This window comes from Shewanella sp. DC2-4 (assembly GCF_013248875.1).
In the GTDB taxonomy this organism is placed as follows: domain Bacteria; phylum Pseudomonadota; class Gammaproteobacteria; order Enterobacterales; family Shewanellaceae; genus Shewanella; species Shewanella oncorhynchi.
Genome location: NZ_JABRVR010000002.1, coordinates 3,396,176 through 3,417,327, shown reverse-complemented (window position 1 = coordinate 3,417,327; position 21,152 = coordinate 3,396,176). Strand labels below are relative to the sequence as shown.

Here is a 21,152-nt window from a genome sequence, read left to right as displayed (position 1 = left end):
GGTTGTTTGGGTACATATTCGGCCATCTTTTGCTGAGTGAATGGCAATTTTAGTTTGCGTCACACTGGCATGTAGGGGAAAATATGCATCCAAATTGCCCGCTAGACCCCACAAACAAGCAGGAGAGAGCATGTCTTCCCGTAAAGTACTCGCAAACGCAATCCGTGCGTTAAGTATGGATGCAGTTCAAAAAGCAAATTCAGGCCATCCCGGCGCCCCAATGGGTATGGCAGATATTGCTGAAGTGCTGTGGAATGATTTCCTTAAGCACAACCCGAACAATCCGAAATGGGTAGATAGAGATCGTTTTATCCTCTCTAACGGTCACGGTTCAATGCTGATTTACTCTTTACTTCACCTGACTGGTTATGAATTACCAATTGAAGAGCTTAAACAGTTCCGTCAATTGCATTCTAAAACCCCGGGTCACCCAGAATACGGTTACACCCCAGGTGTTGAAACCACAACGGGTCCACTCGGTGCGGGCATCAGCAACGCTGTTGGTATGGCGATTGCTGAGAAAACCTTAGCGGCACAGTTTAACCGTGATGGTCACGATATCGTTGATCACTACACTTACTGCTTCCTCGGCGATGGCTGTTTGATGGAAGGTATTTCCCACGAAGCCTGTTCATTAGCCGGTACTTTAGGTTTAGGTAAACTGGTCGCATTTTGGGATGACAACGGTATTTCTATCGATGGCCATGTTGAAGGCTGGTTCACCGATGATACGCCAAAGCGTTTTGAAGCTTACGGCTGGCATGTGATTGCCGGTGTTGATGGTCACGATAGCGCGGCAATCCGTGCTGCTATCGAAGCGGCGAAAGCGGTGACTGATAAACCAACCATGATTTGCTGCAAAACCATTATCGGTTTTGGTTCACCTAACAAATCAGGCAGCCACGATTGCCACGGCGCGCCACTAGGCGATGCGGAAATCGCAGCAGCCCGTGAATTCCTTGGCTGGCCACATGCGCCATTCGAAATCCCTGCTGACGTTTATGCGGGTTGGGATGCCAAAGAAGCCGGTGCTGCCCGTGAAGCAGCGTGGAACGAGAAGTTTGCAGCTTATCGCGCAGCTCACCCAGAACTGGCTGCTGAATATGAGCGTCGCGTTCTGAAAGGTGAATTACCTGCTGATTTCGAAGAAAAAGCGCAGGCATTCGTGCAAGCATCACAGGACAAAGCCGAAGGTATTGCGAGCCGTAAAGCCTCACAAAATGCTATCGGTGCATTTGGCGCTATGTTGCCTGAACTGTTAGGCGGCTCTGCTGACTTAGCGGGTTCTAACTTGACACTGTGGTCAGGTTCTAAAGGTATTCAAGACGATCCAGCTGGTAACTACATTTACTACGGCGTGCGTGAATTCGGCATGAGCGGCATTATGAACGGTGCTTCGCTGCATGGTGGTTTCATCAACTACGGCGCAACGTTCATGATGTTCATGGAATATGCTCGTAACGCAGTTCGTATGTCGGCGCTGATGGGCATTCAAAACATCTTCGTTTATACCCATGACTCTATCGGTCAAGGTGAAGATGGCCCAACGCATCAGCCAGTTGAGCAATTAGCTAACCTGCGTATGACGCCAAATATGGCCGTATGGCGTCCATGTGATGCTGCAGAAACGGCAGTTTCTTGGAAAGCTGCGATTGAGCGCCGTAATGCACCTACGTCACTGATCTTCAGCCGTCAAAACCTGAAAGCTCAAGCGCGTACCGCTGAGCAATTAGCTAATGTGGCTAAAGGTGCTTATGTACTGCAAGACTGTGCGGGTACACCAGAACTGATCCTGATCGCAACTGGTAGCGAAGTACAATTGGCAATGGATGCAGCCGCTGCACTGACTGAGCAAGGTAAACACGTTCGCGTGGTCTCTATGCCATCGACAACTGAGTTCGATAAGCAAGATGCTGCTTATAAAGAATCTGTATTACCACGTGCTGTGACTAAACGTGTGGCTATTGAAGCGGCGCATACCGATTTCTGGTACAAGTACGTCGGGTTTGAAGGTACAGTTGTAGGCATGACCACATTTGGTGAGTCTGCACCGGGTAACGTGCTATTGAATCACTTCGGTTTCACCGTTGAAAATGTGCTGAATGCTGCAAAATCATTGGGCTAATGGCTCAAGGGATTAGATTCAATACAAAAGGTTAAACTTTTTAAGTGTTAATCTGTATAATGCGGCCTGCAATCGTTTGCAGGCCGTTTTTGTATTAAGAGGAAATTGAGACCTCAATGATCCGAGTCGCTATCAATGGTTATGGCCGTATCGGCCGCTCTATTCTCCGAGCTTTATATGAGTCTGGAAAACGGCAGCAAATGCAGATTGTCGCGATTAATGAATTAGCTAAACCTGAAGCCATTATTCATCTGACCCAGTACGACACAACCCACGGTCGGTTTGCGCATAAAGTGAAGCTTGTTGATGATCATATGCTGATTGGCGACGATGCGATAAAAATTCTCCACGAGCCCGATCCGGCAAAACTCCCTTGGCACGAGATGGACATAGATATTGTCTATGAAGCCACAGGCGTATTAGTTGATCGTCAAAGCTGCGAAGCCCATATTCATGCTGGCGCTAAACAAGTGCTGATAAGCCATCCATCCTCAGCGGATGTCGATGGCACGATTGTCTATGGTGTGAATCACGATTTACTCCGCGCCGAACACACAGTGGTTTCCAACGCTTCTTGCACCACAAACTGTATCGTGCCTGTGATCGATGTGCTCGATCGCCACTTCGGAGTTAAAAGCGGTGCCATTACCACTATCCATTCGGCGATGAATGATCAGCAAGTAATTGATGCTTATCATGATGATTTGCGTCGTACCCGCGCTGCTGGTCAATCGATTATCCCTGTCGACACTAAGCTTGCCCGCGGTATTGAGCGGATCTTGCCACACATGAAAAATAAGTTTGAAGCGATTTCGGTGCGCGTGCCCACCATCAACGTGACCGCCATCGATTTGTCCGTGACCTTAGAAAAAACCGTCGATATTGCCACAGTCAATCAGGTGCTGGAATCAGCCGCCAATGGGCGATTTAATGGCATCTTAGGCTATACTGATGAGCCCTTAGTCTCATGTGATTTCAACCATGATCCGCGCTCCAGTATTGTCGATGGTACCCAGACCCGCGTGAGCGCCGGTCAGTTGGTAAAGTTACTCCTGTGGTGCGATAACGAGTGGGGTTTTGCCAATCGTATGTTAGATACGAGTTTGGCGATGATTGCGGCCAAGCGAGGCTGATAAAAGTAGATTATTCACTTGTGGGTCACTGAATTTATGCCAATTCGACGGGATGTCGAGCGCCGAGCGGCAGTCAATTCATACCGGCTATGTGTGAAACAGTTTGTTTTTTGATTATAAAAGGAAGCGTTACCATGGCAATTATCAATATGTCAGATCTGGATCTACAAGGTAAGCGCGTGCTTATCCGCGAAGATCTCAATGTCCCTGTCAGCAACGGCGTCGTCACCAGTGACGCACGTCTGCGCGCCTCTCTACCGACTATCGAGTTGGCACTTGAAAAAGGTGCGGCTGTGATGGTGATGTCGCATTTAGGTCGTCCGACCGAAGGCGAATACAATGCTGAATATTCTCTGCAACCTGTGGTCGATTATTTGGCAAAAGCCCTGTCTTGTCCTGTGCGTTTAGCGACCGACTATTTAGATGGCGTTGACGTTGCCGTGGGTGAAGTGGTTGTGTTCGAAAACGTGCGTTTCAACGTGGGTGAAGGTAAGAACAACGAAGCCTTATCGAAAAAAATGGCGGCGCTGTGTGATGTCTATGTGATGGACGCCTTCGGTACTGCACATCGTGCCCAAGCATCGACTCATGGCGTGGGCATGTTTGCCCCAATCGCCTGTGCCGGTCCATTACTGGCACAAGAATTAGATGCCTTAGGCAAGGCATTAGATAATCCTGCGCGTCCAATGGTGGCGATTGTCGGTGGCTCTAAAGTGTCGACTAAGCTGACTGTGCTAGAAAGTCTTTCAGGCATAGTCGATCAGTTAGTGGTTGGCGGCGGTATTGCCAATACTTTCATTGCGGCGGCGGGCTACAATGTCGGTAAATCGCTGTATGAGGCGGATTTGATCGACGAAGCTAAGCGTTTAGTGGCTAATGCTAAGAGCCGTGGCGCCGATATTCCTGTGCCGACCGATGTGGTCGTTGCGGGTGAGTTTAGCCCAACAGCAGCGGCAACGTTAAAATCGGTTAGCGAAGTCGCTGATGGCGAAATGATTTTCGATATTGGTCCAGATAGCGCTGAAGCACTGGCTAAAATTATCGAATCTGCAGGCACTATCGTGTGGAACGGCCCTGTGGGCGTGTTCGAATTCGACCAATTCGGTGAAGGTACTAAGCGTATCGCCCAAGCGATTGCTGATTCAAAAGCGTTCTCTATCGCAGGCGGTGGTGACACTTTGGCTGCGGTTGATAAGTACGGTATTGCCGATAAAGTGTCTTATATTTCGACTGGTGGCGGTGCTTTCCTCGAGTTCCTCGAAGGTAAAGAATTACCGGCTGTGGCTATGTTAGAAAAGCGCGGCGCTTAATCATTAAGTTTTAAAATACGCGGCGCATAAGACGCCGCGATAAGCTCTGATAACATCAAAGCTTTGATAAAAAGTAAAAAATTATAAAAAAACCGCCCGTATTCATCTAAGGTACTTAATTTAAGTTGTTTATTTAAGGTACAGAGTTGAATGCGGGTATAAAAATCCATCCAAACGATAGCGACCTCGGTGATAGATATCACCCTATTATTGGAGTTAAAAAATGGCGTTAATTTCCCTACGACAACTACTTGATCACGCAGCAGAACATGGATACGGTGTGCCTGCGTTTAACGTTAACAACTTAGAGCAGATGCGTGCCATCATGCAGGCCGCTGAAGCAACAGACAGCCCTGTGATAGTGCAAGCTTCTGCTGGCGCGCGTAAATACGCTCGCCCACAGTTCTTAAAATATTTGATGGCAGCGGCTCTTGAGCAGTACCCAGATATTCCTGTGTGTATTCACCAAGACCACGGTACCGATCCTGATATTTGTCAGCGTTCTATCCAATTAGGCATGTCATCAGTCATGATGGACGGCTCTTTGATGGCTGACGGCAAAACGCCTGCATCGTACGAGTACAACGTTGATGTTACCCGTCGTACAGTGGCATTTGCCCATGCGTGTGGTGTGTCAGTTGAAGGTGAAATCGGCTGTTTAGGCAGCTTAGAAACTGGCCAAGCTGGCGAAGAAGATGGTGTTGGTGCATCAGGTATTTTAAGTCACGATCAAATGCTGACTAGCCCTGAAGAAGCGGCGCGTTTCGTTGCCGATACCCATGTTGATGCACTCGCGATTGCTATCGGTACTAGCCATGGTGCATATAAGTTCAGTCGTAAACCGACGGGCGATGTACTGCGTATCGACCGCATCAAAGAAATTCATGCGCGTATTCCTAATACTCACTTAGTGATGCACGGTTCATCTTCTGTGCCACAAGAGTGGCTAAAGATCATCAACCAATATGGTGGTCAGATCCCAGAAACCTACGGTGTGCCATTAGAAGAAATCGTAGAAGGTATCAAACACGGTGTACGTAAAGTCAACATTGATACCGACTTACGTTTAGCATCAACGGGTGCAGTTCGTAAATTCCTAGCTGAACACCCAAGTGAATTTGATCCACGTAAATTCCTGAAAGCATCAATGGAAGCCATGGCCGATATCTGTACGGTTCGCTATGAAGCTTTCGGCTGTGCAGGTCAAGCATCTAAGATTAAGCCATTGTCTTTACAAGCAATGTATAAAGCGTATCAGTCTGGCGCGTTAGATCCTAAGATCAATATGTAAGCGTTATCGCTGAGATAAAAACCCGCTAAAGCGGGTTTTTTTATACTTAAAATAGCTGCAATTTTCATTTTTTAATCGTAAATGTTAATATCGCGCAGATTTTCAGGGGAAAATACTAACCCTTATTAATATGTGCTTATTCAGCATCGCTGGGACGAACAGATATTTATAGGGATTGGATTTAACGGAACAGGAACGGATAAACATGAAGAAAGTACTGACCGCAGCACTATTAATGACTGCACCTTTTATGGCGACAGCTGGGGCCGATTTTGTAAAAGGCGATGAGACATTCGCAGGTGAAGCTGAGCTTGGTGCAACCTTAACCACAGGTAACACTGAAACCTCATCATTCAAAGGGCGTTTAAATCTTAAGCATGAGCTTGGCGATTGGGAGAATCAGTACTTACTCGAGGGTTTATATAAAGAGGATACAGGTTCTGTTACCGCGAAACGCTATTTAGCGGGCGCACAAGGTAACTACAAGATGACAGATCGTAGCTACTTGTTTGCTAACGGTAATTATGAAGTTGATCCGTTCACAGGTTATGATTACACGCTATCTGGCGCAGCGGGTTATGGTTATAGATTCTATGATACTAGTAAGACCTTTTTAGATGTCGAAGTCGGTCCAGGTTATATCTATCAGCGTCTTGATACAGAGCAAGCACTTATCGAAGGCCATGACACCAATGACAGCGTCGTCGCTCACGGCGTGATCAACTTTGAAACCGAAATCACTGACACCTCTAAATTCCAACAACGTTTCGTTGCAGATTACGGTGATAAGCTCGATGCCCGCTCTGAAACTTCGTTAACGGCGAATATTATCGGCGCATTAGCAATGAAGTTTGCCATTATTGTGCGCTACAACAGCGAGCCGTTGGATAATAAGAAAAGTACAGATACAGAAACCAATATGACCTTGTTATATTCCTTCTAATGCTGTGACACTGATTTAGAAACTAAAAAGCACCTTTGAGGTGCTTTTTTATTGGCTCTTTTTAGACTAAGTTAAATGTTTCTTTATTAGTTATCGCTGTAGTTATACAAAAATTAATGTTTTAAACGCCTTTGGTTATAGGGTAATGCATAGAAAGTTGCGTTTTATCAACATTTACTATGCCGAAGCTATGGTAATTTTCGACTAATTTCCTACGTAGAGATGAACTTTAATGAAATTACAGCGGTTGTTTAAAGGCAGTGGAATGGCGTTATGGAGTCTATTCTGCGTTGCAATATTGAGCGGATTCTCACCTGCAGCATGGGCTATGACAGAAGGGATAGAACGGCTTAATTTAACCGCCTCGAGTGTGGGTTATGTTGCCGTCTTTGTGTTTGTACTTGCATACATAATGGTGATGGCTGAGGAATCGTTACATTTACGCAAGTCGAAACCTGTGCTGGTCGCGGCAGGGATTATCTGGGGCATGATAGGTTTTGTGTATGTACAAAATGGTATGTCTGAAGTGTCGGAAGCGGCATTCAAACATAACTTGCTTGAATATGCAGAGCTTTTACTCTTCTTACTCGTGGCAATGACTTATATCAATGCTATGGAAGAGCGAAATTTGTTTGATGCCATTCGTGGTTGGCTTGTTGGCCGTGGGTTTAGTCTAAGAACCGTATTTTGGTTGACGGGGTTTATGGCGTTCTTTATCTCACCCGTGGCAGATAATTTAACGACTGCACTATTGATGTGTGCCGTGGTGATGAAAGTGGGGGCAGGGCAACGCAAGTTTATCACCCTAGCCTGTATCAACATTGTTGTTGCGGCTAATGCGGGTGGCGCGTTTAGCCCGTTTGGTGATATCACGACCTTAATGGTGTGGCAAAAAGGATTAGTGCACTTTAGCGATTTCTTCCATCTGTTTATTCCTGCTTTAGTGAACTTTGCATTACCCGCTGCCATTATGAGTGTGTTTATTCCACATTTCGTGCCAGAGCCAGAAAAAGAGCATGTTTATACTAAGCCGGGTGCTAAGCGAATTGTTGCGTTGTTTTTACTCACAATCGCTACGGCAGTGTGTGCTCATTCCTTCTTAGGTATGCCGCCTGTATTGGGTATGATGACGGGATTAGGTTTCTTACAATTCTTTGGTTTTTATCTGCGTAAAACCTTCAATCGTTCCGTTGCCCGCGAACGTGCAAAGGCTGAATTGCGTCAGGACGAGCAGCGTCTTCAGCAGCTTGGTAGTGTGGTGCCCTTCGATGTGTTTAGCAGGATCTCCCGCGCTGAATGGGATACCCTGTTGTTCTTTTATGGTGTAGTGCTATGTGTGGGTGGCCTTGGCTTTATGGGGTACTTGAGCTTAGTATCTGAGGCTTTGTATTCCAATTGGGATACGACTTATGCCAACGTGGCTATCGGTCTGTTGTCTTCTGTTGTTGATAATATTCCGGTGATGTTTGCTGTGTTGACGATGAACCCTGAGATGGCCTTAGGCCAATGGTTACTGGTAACGTTAACCGCAGGAGTTGGGGGCAGTTTATTGTCAATTGGCAGTGCTGCAGGGGTCGCGTTAATGGGACAAGCTAGGGGGATTTACACCTTTGGTGCCCATTTGCGTTGGACACCTGTCATTGCGCTGGGTTATATCGCGAGCATTTTAGTACATATGTGGCTCAATGCTGCGATGTTCTAAATAAAAGTACTGCTCATTCACCTTTTGGGCTGTATTGACGTTTGTGAGTCGTTTTGTAGCGAATTATTTAGCGAACAACATCGATCTAACAAAATTCAATCGCATAACGTCTAGATATCAATGAATAAAATAGAGGCATCCGATGGATGCCTCTATTTGTTTGGATATGTCATTGGAAGGATTATTGCGGTAGCACTTGGATTAAATCCAGCTCGTTATTGGCTTTTGCGCCGTAGATCTGAATCGCGACTTTAATTTGTGTTACTGAACCACTTGGATCCTGCTGAGCCCAATCTAAGCCTGCTATCTCAAATTGATATTGACCGCTTGTGACTTCGGTTAATTTACCGCTGCATTCTCCAAGACTTTGGCAACGATAATTTTGGGTAACATGCCAGTGTTTCCATGCCTTCGGATTCGAGGATTCCTTGGCTTTATCGGGGAACCCAAAATAGTAAATATCATAGGTTTTTGCCGCAGTGATCGCTTCTTGTTGCGCATCCGTCAGTGAAAATTGAATTGTCCCTGTACTCGAGTCAAATTGCTCAAGCTTGAGATTTATTTGCGTTGCTTCATCAATGTTTACTGCATTTTCGACGGGAGGTGGCTGCGGAGTTTCAGGCTCAGTGTTATTGCTGTCACTGCCACATCCTACGAGCATTAATGTCGCGAGGGTCAATGTGAGTAATGGGTATTTCATCACAGTCTCCTTAATTGAAATGCCCTGTATGGCAAGTGGTGCATTCCATGTCTGTTTTTACACTTGCCGCAGAGCCTAGTGTGCTAGTACTACCGTGACAAGTTTGGCAATCTTGTGCATCTGGTGTTGGTTTACTACCAACAAGGGCGCCGATATTCTCCCCTTGATAGGCACGATTTAATACATCGACTAAGTAATAAGCCATAGACGCGGATAAGCGATAACAGCGTTCACCTTTTTTCGCGAATGGTAAACCAGAAGCCTTTGACCAGTTACTGATAGATGAGTGACATAACACGCTCTTGGCTTTTGATGAACTGCCCACAAGAGCCGTTTTTTCTGCTGTCGAGCCAATACCAGTAACAAATTCAGGTGAAGATAAAGGGAGCGTTGTATTTTCGTAGTAGCGGAAGGTATTAGCTATCACGGCGTTATTGTGACCATTAATGTCATCTAAAATATTCACTAACATGCCTATTGCATTAAGATTACCGCAGAGTGTGCCTTGACCCGTTACCCCTGCAAAACCATAGGCAGCTAATGCCGTTGGAATTGTTTTGAACTTGTCTGCATCGGCACTATTGGATTGGGCTAGCATAGTCACAACGGCATGAAAAACTTGGTGCATACAACCACCACCCGTTTCATAGGCCAGTTTTGCTGTTGCCATTGCATCAAGTGGAACGTATTTAAGTTTCTCACCTATCGCTAATTGATATTGACCATCGGCATTCGTTGCCGCGAGAACCGATGTTCCCATGAGTGTTGCACCTGCCGCAGCGGTGCTAATACCAATAATACGGGTTAATGCTTGACGTCTATTTATGCTCATTATGTATTTCCTCTATGTAGGATTACTTCTATTTATCAAATGCTAAAGATAAATTGATGACGTAAATTCTAAGCATGCTTGAGATAAATATTGTGATTTACGCCGGAGGATATTTGCCTTTTACATGAGCGGTAAATAGCGTTACTACAATAGAATTAACCGACTTAAATTCTGCATTTTAATTAACTAAACAGATTGCAAGGTGCTCATCGTCCCGATATTTATTATATTTATGTAAATTTATGCCGAATTTTCCATGTGCTAAATGGTATTTATTCCTGTGAGTTAACGCATGTTTTTGCCTAATAGCGCTGAACTTGGGGGTCGTCTCACGAAAATTAACTATTTGCTGACTTGGGTTAGCAAGATCACATTAATCATTAGTTAGTTTGCATAGACTTAACTTTGTGTTTTTATGGAGTTGAGTGGATGTTGATGCAATTGGGAGACTGCAGGTTTGATCGGGAACGAGGCATACTGATTGAGTTGTCTCGCGATGAATCTTGGCATCTTCCTCGAGCCGAGTTACAAGTGCTTAATTTGCTTGTTGAGCATCAAGGTAAGTTGGTTTCTAAGCACATGCTGAAGACGGGGGATGGAAAGCATCCGCCGCTAACTGATACCTCTGTGGCCCGTGCTGTTTTTATGCTTCGCAGCTTTCTTGGACCTCAATATGAGGGCTTGATTGAAACCGTGAAAGGCCAAGGTTATTTACTTCAACCATCTAATGGGACTGAGTTTAGAGGTGTTAATTACCTCAGATTGCATACAGTGCCTTTGTGGAGTGCCTTAGTATTATTCGGGTTTATGTTAGCGTTTTCGGTGTTTTATTTGAATCATACGGATCACAGCAAGCCAACCCAAGCACTTATGACCTCAATATTACCTTTGGCTTCTGGCCAGCAAGTACGATTACACTTATTTGCTGATTCCAATACTAATAACACTTTACTCTTCGAATTAGGTGAGCGCTTAAGTGCAGGATTAATCGCCTGCGGTCAAAGTGATTGGGCTGATGTTTATGCTTCTTTGTCCCATGATAAACAAGTGCTTAATATTACTTTTCGAGGCGAAAAACTCGGTCAGTCAGTGATCCGTAATATTAAAATCAGTGATTTCACTCGACCGAAAACCTTCATCGATGCTGCTTGGCTGCAGGAGGTTAACATCTGTGGCTAAATGGCTAAAGTGGACGATTAATATTGTTATCTTGTCGGCATTGATTATGGCTTGCGGTGTGATATACAAACAGTCGGCTACTAATCAGACGATGATTTTAAATTGCAGCTCTGAATTATTCGACCGCCATTCTAGTGCCAATCCCAGCGGCAGCTCGAGTGTTAGCAGTGACGGTAAATTTTACCTACTCGTGGATGTTTTGATTGCCGCTGACAATACGCAGATCAATTATCGTTACTTTAATATTGACGGTACGAGTGCGGGCAATATTTTAATGCAAGGCAAAGTCGACAGTATTGAGGCCAATAGCATGACCTATAAAGTTACCGTTAAAACGAAAACGGAATCTGAAATTGAAAAGCAAAAAAATTGGCCAGAACATATGAAATATCTATCCTATATCAGCAGCTTACATTTTAATGACTCGGAAATGCACAATCTCAGTATCGAGGTGTTAGATATGGATGACACCAAAGATTATGCCGTGGTCCTTTTTCAGCCTAGCAATACCATTTGTGGATGCAGAATCGTAAATAGTCGAATTTAATCAGTGAATTTGAGTTTATTTCAGTTAAGATTAGTGCTCATTGATTTGTGATTACTGTGGTGAGTCTCCAGTGAGGGATTCATGAAAAGGGTGTTGTGTCTAAGATACGTGTAAAGCAAGAAGAATCCCTGTCGATTAAGTTCAGCCATCAGATGGAAAAGGGCGATAATCGTCAGCTTGATCTCTATTTCTTTTTACCTAAGGAAATGGGCATAGGCTCGCGCACGCTCAATGAAGAAGAGTACTACTACAGCTCAATAGTTGGACGTCGCTCATACTATTCAGAAGGCTTGCACTTACCTCTGGTGCAGGGGCGTTTTGCCAGTTTAAATCGCCGTACTGTTGAAGAGTTCAGGTTGTACCTAAATCTCTTCGCCTATCAGTTTGCGGTTGCGGTTGAAAACGATGTTAAAGAACTCAATCAAATCACAGATGTAACCCATTTTTATTTTGCCCTCGACGAATTACGCGAACAAATTGCCCAGTTGCTGAAAAAGTTTCGTCGTAACGAACCAGGTGATCCCAAATGGAAATCTTACTTTGAAAATGCTGATAACTACTTGTCTTGGTTTTGTGAGCAGCAGTTACTCAAAGTGCTCGCTTATGCCACTCGTACCAGTGATTTCAACGATATTTTAGAGCGGGTACTCACGCTATGTCGTAATGAATGTGCCTATCGTGATGAGCATAAGTACAACTCTGCGCAAACTAAGCAAGATCCTAACCGTATCTCTAACAAGATGTTGTTGTTGCGCCGTTTAATCCAACAAGGTGTGGTACTCAAAGAAGAGTTAAAGCCTTTAGGGATTGGCCTTAAAAAGTTTACGACAGGACTGGCAACCGCGTTAGTGATGTTGGTGGTGTCTGCGTTGATAATTCAAGCGCAGGGCGCCTTTAGTGGTTTTACTATTGCGCTAGTGCTGACCTTGGCCGTGATCTACGGTTTTAGGGAAATCTTTAAGGACGATGTGCGCAATGCCATGTGGCGATTTATTCAGCGGGGTCGACCACGTTGGAGCCGCATTTTACGGGATACTACGAGTCAGGCGGTTATCGCTAAGCAGTTGGTATGGCTTGAGTTTATGCGTCAGCAAGATCTACCTGAAAAAGTCAGTGACATTCTAAAGCACAGACATAGTCAAAATAAGGTCGATGCGGAAATTCTGCACTATAAAATCGCCACTAAGGTGAATCAGAGTGAATTCCAAGCGGGATATTCGACTATTCAAGAGCAAGTGAGCTTTAGCTTAGTGCCTTTTGCCCGTTATTTAGAACGGGGTAAAGCGAAGATTTATAAGGAAGTTGAGGGCAAAATTAGTTATGAATCGGTTGAGCGGCGCTATCAAGTCAACCTGATTTTAGTGTTGCGTGATGGGCGCGAAGCCCCGCAGTATATCCGCTATAAAATCACCATGAACCGCTCGGCAATCATAGAAATTACCCAGAGTCAGTTGCCTGACTCAGTTAATGCACCCGAATCTACGATTGATGACGAGTAAAGGCTTGACCGATATTTTGATCGTTATTTTGCTTCGCCCGTTTTAGGGCGATTTCGGCATTATTCAAATATTGCTCTAATGTCTGGCCTTCTTGATAACCCGCAATACCAATACTAATACCTTCCCCTAAGCCATTACCATTGAGCTTTTCCATCATATTGAGGGCAAAGTTGTGCGCATGGGTGGCGTCTGTGTCAGGTAACATCACAATGAGCTTCCCTAGCTGCCAATGCAGAATTTGATAATTAGCTGGAATTTCAAGCAATAATTGCACTTCTATTTCTTGCTGACGATTTGCCAGTTGGTCGATATCACTCATGTGGCTTAGCATGCCCTCTGGATTGATATCCATTAACAGTAAGCTTGAACTGAGACGGCTTGGTGGCGGCAGAGAGTTAAAGTAACGTTCTAAATCTGCCAAATTCAGCAGAATAGTACTGCGATGGGGTACAAGGTTACGCTTCTCTGTGCCTCGACCACGCTCGGCGGCTTGCTCTAAAGTGCAGACGATATAATCAATCTCACCATCGGCGGCCACATGGCCCTTCAATGTGGCTTGCAAACAATTGGAATGCGCCTGTTTAGGTGAGCATAGAATTTGCCCTTGCCACTGACCTTGCATGGCTATCTGAGCGCTGATCCTCTGCCATTGATTGCCTAAATCATTCGCGAGTAATGACGCTAAATCTTGATTTAAATCGCCATTGAGTTGCATTAACGCATCGAATACAGGATTGATTTTAATCAGTTTACCGTTAGCATCTGTGAGGGCTGTCGCGACTGTGTTATCGCATAAAAGCTCACTGAGAAAAGCATTTTGTTTGCTGCTGATTAACTCACTGATGTCCTCAAGGGTGATTAATAGATGTGGTGAGCCTCGGCTCGCCCTTGGTGCTTGGCGGATATGAACGCGTAAAGTAGGGCCATCAATACTCTCTAGACTGATTTCACCAGACCATTGACCGGTTTTATGTACCTGCTCCATTAACTCCGTGTAGGTTTTATCATCGAGGCATAAGGTACGCTGTAGGCTTCGGTCTGTCAGTTCATCTAATGGTACTAAGGTCGCTTGTGCCGCTTTAGTATTGGCACTGATGACTCTGGCATTTTCGTTTACCATCATAAAGCCGATGTCACTATTAAATAAGCCATTAGCAACATCAATACTGTATTGGCGTGAACGCTGTTGTAAGCGATACATGTGGCTGAGTAGTACAACCCAAGCGGCTAAAACCGTTAATATTAACGATGCCACAATGACAATGTTTTGCCATTGTGAGAAACGAGCAGCTATGTCTGAGTTGCGCACATAGGAGAGTAAAAAATATTCTCTGTGAGTCTCAGGTTGGGCAGTTAGTTCGATTTTAAGGTAAACATAAGTGGCTTCTTCACCGTGGAATTGTCCAAAGTTGCTCATGGACATATCGCGCCACAGGGCCGGATAGCTCTGTCTTAAACTTGCTCCTAAGGTCTCTGGCATATTGCTTAGAGGGGCGAGATCGCTCGCGCCAGCATAGAGTAATCCTTGAGTATCAAGCACTAACATAGGGGACTTATTGCTCGAAAAGGCTGGTTTTATGGCCTCCAGCATTTTTACCATAGAGTTGTACGTCACCAGATAACCGATAGAACTCTGATCGGGCTTCTCGAGCCACGCCATTTGATACATATAAGGTTCAAGCATGCCGTCTATCGGAACAAATTCCAGCGGTGAGGTATAAACTTCTTTGCCACCCATGCTCCGACTCGCTCCAAGTAAGGTCGGTGGTAAGGCATCTTTATTGAAATTAGGGGGAGTTGAGAATTTATAGTTACCTTGGGGATCGTACAGTGCAATGCCGAGTAACTCAGGAATATGTTTTACTAGATCTTGCCAGTTTTCCTGCAATTTAAGTTGTTGCTTGGCGGTAGGATTGCTTAAGTATTGTTTTAGCAGTTCCCCATTGGCGAAAATTTGGGTTCGAAATTGCTGAAAAGACACTTTATCTGCGATCAATGAGCCTATGGTTTGCAGTTCACTGTATCTTTGCGTTGCCCACTCTTCTTGCAGGCGTCGTTCACCTAAAGTAATGATTAAGTGAGTTAAAATAATCATGCCAATCACCAGCATAGAAAGCTGGCTTGCAATAGCGAGTAAGCGTTGATGCGACCAATAGATCCCTTGAGTTAAAGAGAGCAGTGGCGCAGCGGGATACGTGCTTGGGTTATTCTTCAGCATGAACCGATTATGAGTGGGTGAACTGTTAATTTCGCTATGTTAACACGAAAGAATTGTTACGACAGTGCCAAGTTACTCAGCAAGATTCCTTGAGTAAAAGTTAAGACGATTCACACATGTACCACTCACGTAATCGACAGTGTTATCTGCTTGGGTGTTTGAGTCGATTTTGGCTGTATTAGAATGCCGTTTAGCCTAAGGCGCCTAATATGCGATGCTTGAATTCGCAGCCGTAGGACTCAACTTGTTCACGACAGATGTCGATATCAACACCCGCTAATCCTTCGATGGCCGAAACTTGTACCGTTTCAATATAGTGTGGCGCTAATGCGATGAAAGCATGTACGGCGGCATAAGAACCGGCGAGTTTGGGGCGACAATGTTCCATATAGGCGGCTTCATTATCCGCATTAAGGGAAATGGATAAACTATCAACGCAGTTGGCCAGTTCCGGCAAAATATTGCGCCTATGGACTAAATTACCTAAACCATCGGTATTAATACGTACTCGTCCGCCTCTTTGCTTAATTTCTTTCGCCACCGCCAGCAAGGTTGGAAGATTTAAGGTCGGTTCGCCATAGCCACAAAACACATATTCTTCGAAGTCTTTAACATCGCCAAGCAGTGGAATAATTTCTTCGGGCTTAGGTTGGTGACACAGTGCCAGTTGATATTCGTGGATCTGTTTACTGCCATTATGTTTTGGACAAAACGCGCAGCGCAGGGTGCAGCGACCCGTAATATTAAGGTAGCGACTGCGACGAATATCATAGACAAGCGTTTCAGTCGCACAGGTTTCATTTGTGCAAACTTCATCTGTTATGTGACCGTTCGCTAGGGTTTCTGTGGTGACAACTTGTGGTTTATCAATATTTTGCTTGTGCAGATGCTCAGACATAATGATGGGTTTCATTTTAACGATAGCTGACGACTTAAACACAGTGTAGCGAAAGCCTGATGCGATAACTGTCAACTAGATCGCAACTTGAAAGCTCAAGCCACTCGTAGCAGACTCAAAATGACATAGATGATTAAGAGGTTATTGACTCGCACAGAGGATTAAAAAGAGAGCCTAAGCTCTCTTTTTAAGGTTCAAGACATTGATTAACTGCTTCTAGTTAACTTCCTATAGATAGTCTTTTTTATAGTCAGTGGGGACCGGCGGCTCTAAATGCTCAGGTGTAAAGTCCACTTCATGGTCTTTTTTAGGCTGCCACCACCAATGGAAGAAGCGGCTGCTAGTGCGCTTAATGTCGTCGAGTATGATGTACAGCAAGGGCACTAAAATTAGCGTCACAAGGGTCGAGAACAGGATACCGAAGGCGAGGGATGTCGCCATAGGGATCACTATTTGCGCCTGCAAACTACGCTCGAGAATAATAGGCACTAAGCCGACGAAGGTGGTGAGTGACGTCAGGATGATCGCCCTAAAACGATAACAGCCTGAATCGACCGCCGCCTGCCTGACCGATTGCCCTTGCTCCCGCGCACGGTTCACAAAGTCCACCAAAATCAAGGAGTCGTTCACTACCACTCCCGCTAATGCCACTATGCCGCAGAGACTTAACACGCTCATCGCGAGTCCCTGAATTAAGTGACCAAACAGGGCGCCGATAATCCCGAAGGGGATCACAGACATGATGATTAACGGCTGACTGTAGGATTTAAGTGGCACGGCCATCAAAGCATAAATGGTGAACAGCGCAAAGAAGAAGCCTTGCATCAAACCGACCATGGCATTCTGTTCATCCAAACTGCCACCGTCCAGTGCAGTTTGGATTTTAGGGTACTTGGCCTGCAATTGTGGCAGGTAATCTTTTTGGATTTCTTGCACTACTTTTGAAGGTTCAACGATGTTTTTGTTGGCATTTGCCGTGATGGTGATCGCTCGCTTACCGTCAACACGGGTAATTGAGGCGTAGGATTCACCTTTTTCAATTTGTGCCACAGTCGAGAAGGGAACCGAAGTGCCCGTTGGCGTGCGGATCAGCATATTTTCCAGATAACCCACAGTACGGCGCTGCTCTAATGGATAGCGCACCATTACCTTGATTTCTTCTTTATTACGTAAAATCCGTTGGGCTTCGTAACCGTAGAAACCATAACGTACTTGGCGGGCTAAATCGGAAAGGGTCAGGCCAAGGGCTTCTGCTTCTGGGCGTATCTTGAGGCGAATTTCATGGCTGCCCGATGAAAAGTTGTCGGCAATATCGTACACGCCTTCATAGCTGGCGAGTTTTTGCTTCAACTCTTTAGAGGCTGCGGACAGCTCATCGAGGTCACTCGAGGTCAGTCTGAAGGAAATATCGCCACCAGCATCGTTTGTGCTCGCGTTAAAGCTGAGTTTTTTAACCGACAAAAGCTCGGGTAATTGTTCACGCCACGCGGCAGCAATCGTCACGCCATCGACTTCCCGGTCTTCACCTTTCGTCAGTTCGGCAAAAATGAAGGCTGAGGTACGGGAGCTCATATTGATAAAGCTGTGCTTCACCACTTGATAACCGTTATCTTTCTCCATTTTTTCGTTCATCTTGTACAGGGCTTCTTCTATGCTCTGTACCACTTTTAAGGTGTTACCTTCGGAGCTGCCTTCATCCATTTCAAGTTCAACTTGAATAAAGTCTGAGGGAATGTCTGGGAAAAATACCCAGCGCACTTTGCCACTGGCGACTAAGGCAATCGACAGAATCAATACACCGATAAAGGCCGCGACCACGTTGTATCTGTGTTTGATACAGCGCTCGAGGAAGTTGCGATAGCTGTGGTGAATAAAGTATTGCACTCTGTCGTTAAAATTGGCTTTTAGGTGGCCAAAGAATCCCTTTGGTGCGCCAGGTTTTTTAAACTTCATGTGCGCTAAATGCGCTGGCAGAATGAACTTAGACTCTACCAATGAGAAGGCTAAACAGAGGATGACCACCATACCGATGGATTTCCAGATAATCCCCATAGGGCCAGAAACCATTAACATGGGAATAAATGCCGCAATTGTAGTTAAGACCCCGAAGGTCGCGGGCATCGCCACTTTTTGCGCGCCGCGGATCACGTTCTCAACCGAGTGACCGTGGCGTTCGACCTCTGTGTAGGCACTCTCGCCGATGACAATGGCATCATCCACCACTATTCCGAGCACCAAGATAAAAGCGAATAGGGTCAACATGTTGATCGTCATGGAGAAAGGTTCGAGCGGCATGACCAACATAGTGCCGAGGAAACAAACAGGTATTCCCATCATGACCCAAAATGCTAACTTCAGATCGAGGAACATGGCTAAGATGATAAACACCAACAAGGCACCGTAAAACATGTTTGACATCATCATGTCTAAGCGGCCCTGGAGATAGTGGGTCATATCACCCCAAGTATCGAGTTGAGCGTTAGCTGGCAGTGTGGCGCGGCGCTGCTCGACGTACTGTTTAACTTGGTCTGCAATGTCTAAGGCGTTTTGATCATCAATGCTGGTGACTTCAATAATCGCAGCGGGCTTGCCGTTAAAGCGGGTATATTCCAAACGTTCTTCAAAATCATCTTTGATGGTCGCCACTTGTGGCAGCATCACGCGGCTACCGTCGGCGCGAGTTGTGACGACTATATTGGCAAAGTCATCGCCCGTGTAGGCTTGGCCTTTGGTGCGCAATAGGATATCGCCATCTTGAGCACGAATAGAGCCACCTGGTAAGTCTAAGGAGGAGTTTTGCACTGCTAATGCGACCTGCGAGAAGGTCAAACCGTATTCTCTTAACTTATTCTCAGAAACTTCAATACCGATTTCATAATCGCGCACCCCTGTGACTTTCGCACGGGTTACAGCGGGGAGTTGGGTTAAATCGTCACGCACCGACTTAGCCAATTCTTTCATATCGTGGAGTGTCATATCGCCATAAACAGACACCCAAATGACGTTATTCTCTGGCTTGATTTGAGAGATATTCGGTTTTTCGATGTTCACTGGGAAGGTTGAAATTGCATCTAACCGCAGTTTGGCTTCATCGAGAATGGTCTGCACTTCGTAACCGTCTTCAACTTCAACGGTAATCGAGCCAACGCCTTCGCTAGCCACAGAAGTCACTTTCTTGATGCCGTTGATATCTTGGATGGCTTCTTCAATCTTGATATTGATGCCTTCTTCGATTTCCTGTGGCGCCGCACCTGGATAGGCGACGGAAATATTTAATAAATTGAGTTCGAAAGAAGGAAAAACTTCTTTATTAATCAAAATACTGCTGAACAGGCCGCCGATGAGCAGAACACACATTAATAAGTTCGCGGCCACACTGTTGCGGGCGAACCAAGCTAAGATCCCTTTTTGAGTGTCCATTATTTGACTCCAGCGGTCGCAAGACTCGATTCAGGAGTATTTTCTTTTGGTGTCTCAGTGGGCAATGCCGCTTCACCTAAGATTTTGACCATTTGCCCATTTGCCATACTGTTAAAGTGGGTCGTAGCGACGCGTTCGCCCGTTTTTAGACTGTCTTTGATGAACACATTTTCTAAATCACTACGAACCACATTTACTTGGCGCATTTCAATGATATTTTTGTCGCTGACTAGGGCGACTTGGTCGTTACGAACCACATGGCGGGGTAATTTAACTATGCCATCGACAGTGCGGCCCTTGATGACTGCATTGACGAAGCTGCCGTATTTAAGTGGTAAGCTACCTGGCACTTTATTCGCGCGCAGATAGGGATCTTTGATTTCTGCGACTAAATACACCATGCGATTTTCGGCATCGATAACACCTTCACTGCGGATAATATTGCCTTCCCAAGTATTTTCTTTGCCCGCCAAAGAGGCGCTAAGCGTGACTTGGGTATCGGGATTATCGACAGACTCTAAATAGGCTAAATCATCATTAGAAATGGGTAAGCGGATTTCGGCAACGCGAGTATCGTAGAGTTCACCTAGATTAGTGCCTAAGCTAACGTATTGACCTAAATCGACATTTCTAACTTTGATTATGCCGTCAAAGGGCGCACGAATAACTGTGCGCTCAAGATTACGTTGGGCGCGCGCCAGTGCTGCTTGTGCATATTTTACGTTAGCTTGTTCTTTTTTGAGTTGCGGGATACGTAGACCTAACTCAGGGGGCAAGCCCTTGTCGTAGCCTTTGAATTCGATTTTAGCGACTTCACCACGGGCTATTTCTTCGTTCAGTGCGGCGGTGGCTTGGGCCAGCGTCGCTTCGGCTTGCATTAAGTCAGCCTCGTAATCTGAGGGCTCGATTTGCGCTAATTGGTCGCCTTTCTTGACTATGCCACCTGCAACAAAATGAGGGGAAATAGTGAGCATTCTGCCTTGAACTTCGGTCACTAGTTGGGTTTTATACTTTGGGGTAACCACGCCGTAGGAAGGTAAGTTTAGCGATACTGTTTGCTGAGTCACTTGCGTGACATCAACGATAGGAATGGGCATCTCTTCAGGTTTTTGTTCTGGCGCCTCCTTCGTTTGCATTAATAAGGCTGCGCCAAATACAAACAGCAGCAGAATAAGAAAAGGAGACAGTCTCCTCAGTAGGGTCTTCATCATATAATGGTTAAATCCATGCTAATCGCGTAATGGGGTTAAAGTAGCAGAGTCGGCCACGCCAATAAATTTATTTTTGTAAATTAAATGTTTCTAAAAGTGATGCCGCGACAGATATGCTCATCATGCATCGATATTTGGGCGAAA

Annotated in this window: 15 protein-coding genes; 9 read left to right on the top strand and 6 right to left on the bottom strand. The window is 45.4% G+C overall.

The annotated features are described in order from the left end of the window. Positions 1 to 130: 130 nt before the first annotated feature. The 6 genes from tkt (at position 131) to nhaD (ending at position 8,504) form a co-directional block, all read left to right on the top strand. Positions 131 to 2,125 carry a transketolase gene (gene tkt, locus HQQ92_RS15585; RefSeq protein ID WP_028761630.1) on the top strand — a complete coding sequence of 665 codons (1,995 nt, stop codon included), beginning with the start codon at positions 131 to 133 and terminating at the stop codon, positions 2,123 to 2,125. A 116-nt stretch (positions 2,126 to 2,241) separates the two neighbouring features. Next, positions 2,242 to 3,258, top strand: a complete 1,017-nt coding sequence (gene epd, locus HQQ92_RS15580) for an erythrose-4-phosphate dehydrogenase (RefSeq protein ID WP_105250098.1) — start codon at positions 2,242 to 2,244, stop codon at positions 3,256 to 3,258. Positions 3,259 to 3,392: 134 nt separating this feature from the next. Next, positions 3,393 to 4,568 (top strand): phosphoglycerate kinase, encoded by a 1,176-nt coding sequence (locus HQQ92_RS15575; RefSeq protein ID WP_113939810.1) that lies wholly within the window; start codon positions 3,393 to 3,395, stop codon positions 4,566 to 4,568. A gap of 223 nt (positions 4,569 to 4,791) precedes the next feature. Next, positions 4,792 to 5,859 carry a class II fructose-bisphosphate aldolase gene (gene fba, locus HQQ92_RS15570; protein WP_028761627.1) on the top strand — a complete coding sequence of 356 codons (1,068 nt, stop codon included), beginning with the start codon at positions 4,792 to 4,794 and terminating at the stop codon, positions 5,857 to 5,859. A gap of 205 nt (positions 5,860 to 6,064) precedes the next feature. Then, positions 6,065 to 6,802, top strand: coding sequence for a YdiY family protein (locus HQQ92_RS15565; RefSeq protein WP_028761626.1), 738 nt, complete (start codon positions 6,065 to 6,067; stop codon positions 6,800 to 6,802). Between the two features lie 232 nt (positions 6,803 to 7,034). Further along, complete coding sequence (gene nhaD, locus HQQ92_RS15560) at positions 7,035 to 8,504, top strand: sodium:proton antiporter NhaD (protein WP_173246601.1); 1,470 nt, start codon at positions 7,035 to 7,037, stop codon at positions 8,502 to 8,504. A 181-nt stretch (positions 8,505 to 8,685) separates the two neighbouring features. On the opposite strand, the gene HQQ92_RS15555 is transcribed toward nhaD, so the two are convergent. Together HQQ92_RS15555 and HQQ92_RS15550 are read right to left on the bottom strand one after the other, a co-directional pair. Then, on the bottom strand, positions 8,686 to 9,204 hold the full coding sequence (locus HQQ92_RS15555) for a hypothetical protein (RefSeq protein ID WP_113939812.1): 519 nt from the start codon (positions 9,202 to 9,204) through the stop codon (positions 8,686 to 8,688). Positions 9,205 to 9,214: 10 nt separating this feature from the next. Then, positions 9,215 to 10,036, bottom strand: a complete 822-nt coding sequence (locus HQQ92_RS15550; protein ID WP_168824862.1) for a cytochrome C — start codon at positions 10,034 to 10,036, stop codon at positions 9,215 to 9,217. A gap of 429 nt (positions 10,037 to 10,465) precedes the next feature. Between HQQ92_RS15550 and HQQ92_RS15545 the strand changes: the two genes are divergently transcribed. From HQQ92_RS15545 to HQQ92_RS15535, 3 genes are all read left to right on the top strand, one after another. Continuing rightward, the gene (locus HQQ92_RS15545) at positions 10,466 to 11,215 is read left to right on the top strand and encodes a helix-turn-helix domain-containing protein (RefSeq protein WP_105250092.1); all 750 of its coding nucleotides are present in this window, start codon (positions 10,466 to 10,468) and stop codon (positions 11,213 to 11,215) included. Further along, positions 11,208 to 11,762 carry a hypothetical protein gene (locus tag HQQ92_RS15540; RefSeq protein ID WP_113939813.1) on the top strand — a complete coding sequence of 185 codons (555 nt, stop codon included), beginning with the start codon at positions 11,208 to 11,210 and terminating at the stop codon, positions 11,760 to 11,762. The genes HQQ92_RS15545 and HQQ92_RS15540 overlap by 8 nt, the downstream gene beginning before the upstream one ends. Positions 11,763 to 11,857: 95 nt before the next feature. Next, the gene (locus HQQ92_RS15535; protein WP_028761621.1) at positions 11,858 to 13,261 is read left to right on the top strand and encodes a hypothetical protein; all 1,404 of its coding nucleotides are present in this window, start codon (positions 11,858 to 11,860) and stop codon (positions 13,259 to 13,261) included. On the opposite strand, the gene HQQ92_RS15530 is transcribed toward HQQ92_RS15535, so the two are convergent. From HQQ92_RS15530 to HQQ92_RS15515, 4 genes are all read right to left on the bottom strand, one after another. Continuing rightward, positions 13,242 to 15,479 carry a PAS domain-containing protein gene (locus HQQ92_RS15530; RefSeq protein WP_173246598.1) on the bottom strand — a complete coding sequence of 746 codons (2,238 nt, stop codon included), beginning with the start codon at positions 15,477 to 15,479 and terminating at the stop codon, positions 13,242 to 13,244. The genes HQQ92_RS15535 and HQQ92_RS15530 overlap by 20 nt on opposite strands. 190 nt (positions 15,480 to 15,669) lie before the next feature. After that, positions 15,670 to 16,377: a TatD family nuclease-associated radical SAM protein gene (locus tag HQQ92_RS15525; protein WP_105250090.1), complete on the bottom strand. Its 708-nt coding sequence runs from the start codon at positions 16,375 to 16,377 to the stop codon at positions 15,670 to 15,672. A 228-nt stretch (positions 16,378 to 16,605) separates the two neighbouring features. Further along, positions 16,606 to 19,797, bottom strand: a complete 3,192-nt coding sequence (locus HQQ92_RS15520; RefSeq protein WP_173246595.1) for an efflux RND transporter permease subunit — start codon at positions 19,795 to 19,797, stop codon at positions 16,606 to 16,608. Continuing rightward, positions 19,797 to 21,008, bottom strand: a complete 1,212-nt coding sequence (locus HQQ92_RS15515) for an efflux RND transporter periplasmic adaptor subunit (protein WP_173246592.1) — start codon at positions 21,006 to 21,008, stop codon at positions 19,797 to 19,799. The genes HQQ92_RS15520 and HQQ92_RS15515 overlap by 1 nt, the downstream gene beginning before the upstream one ends. Between the last annotated feature and the right edge of the window lie 144 nt (positions 21,009 to 21,152).

What these genes read in the sequence shown, in the direction of transcription:
- fba (WP_028761627.1), top strand. Translation starts at nt 4,792, where the DNA reads ATGGCGTTAATTTCCCTACGACAACTACTTGATCACGCAGCAGAACAT.
- HQQ92_RS15520 (WP_173246595.1), bottom strand. Translation starts at nt 19,797, where the DNA reads ATGGACACTCAAAAAGGGATCTTAGCTTGGTTCGCCCGCAACAGTGTG.
- HQQ92_RS15525 (WP_105250090.1), bottom strand. Translation starts at nt 16,377, where the DNA reads ATGTCTGAGCATCTGCACAAGCAAAATATTGATAAACCACAAGTTGTC.
- HQQ92_RS15515 (WP_173246592.1), bottom strand. Translation starts at nt 21,008, where the DNA reads ATGATGAAGACCCTACTGAGGAGACTGTCTCCTTTTCTTATTCTGCTG.
- HQQ92_RS15555 (WP_113939812.1), bottom strand. Translation starts at nt 9,204, where the DNA reads ATGAAATACCCATTACTCACATTGACCCTCGCGACATTAATGCTCGTA.
- HQQ92_RS15575 (WP_113939810.1), top strand. Translation starts at nt 3,393, where the DNA reads ATGGCAATTATCAATATGTCAGATCTGGATCTACAAGGTAAGCGCGTG.
- HQQ92_RS15530 (WP_173246598.1), bottom strand. Translation starts at nt 15,479, where the DNA reads ATGCTGAAGAATAACCCAAGCACGTATCCCGCTGCGCCACTGCTCTCT.
- nhaD (WP_173246601.1), top strand. Translation starts at nt 7,035, where the DNA reads ATGAAATTACAGCGGTTGTTTAAAGGCAGTGGAATGGCGTTATGGAGT.
- HQQ92_RS15550 (WP_168824862.1), bottom strand. Translation starts at nt 10,036, where the DNA reads ATGAGCATAAATAGACGTCAAGCATTAACCCGTATTATTGGTATTAGC.
- tkt (WP_028761630.1), top strand. Translation starts at nt 131, where the DNA reads ATGTCTTCCCGTAAAGTACTCGCAAACGCAATCCGTGCGTTAAGTATG.
- epd (WP_105250098.1), top strand. Translation starts at nt 2,242, where the DNA reads ATGATCCGAGTCGCTATCAATGGTTATGGCCGTATCGGCCGCTCTATT.
- HQQ92_RS15545 (WP_105250092.1), top strand. Translation starts at nt 10,466, where the DNA reads ATGTTGATGCAATTGGGAGACTGCAGGTTTGATCGGGAACGAGGCATA.
- HQQ92_RS15565 (WP_028761626.1), top strand. Translation starts at nt 6,065, where the DNA reads ATGAAGAAAGTACTGACCGCAGCACTATTAATGACTGCACCTTTTATG.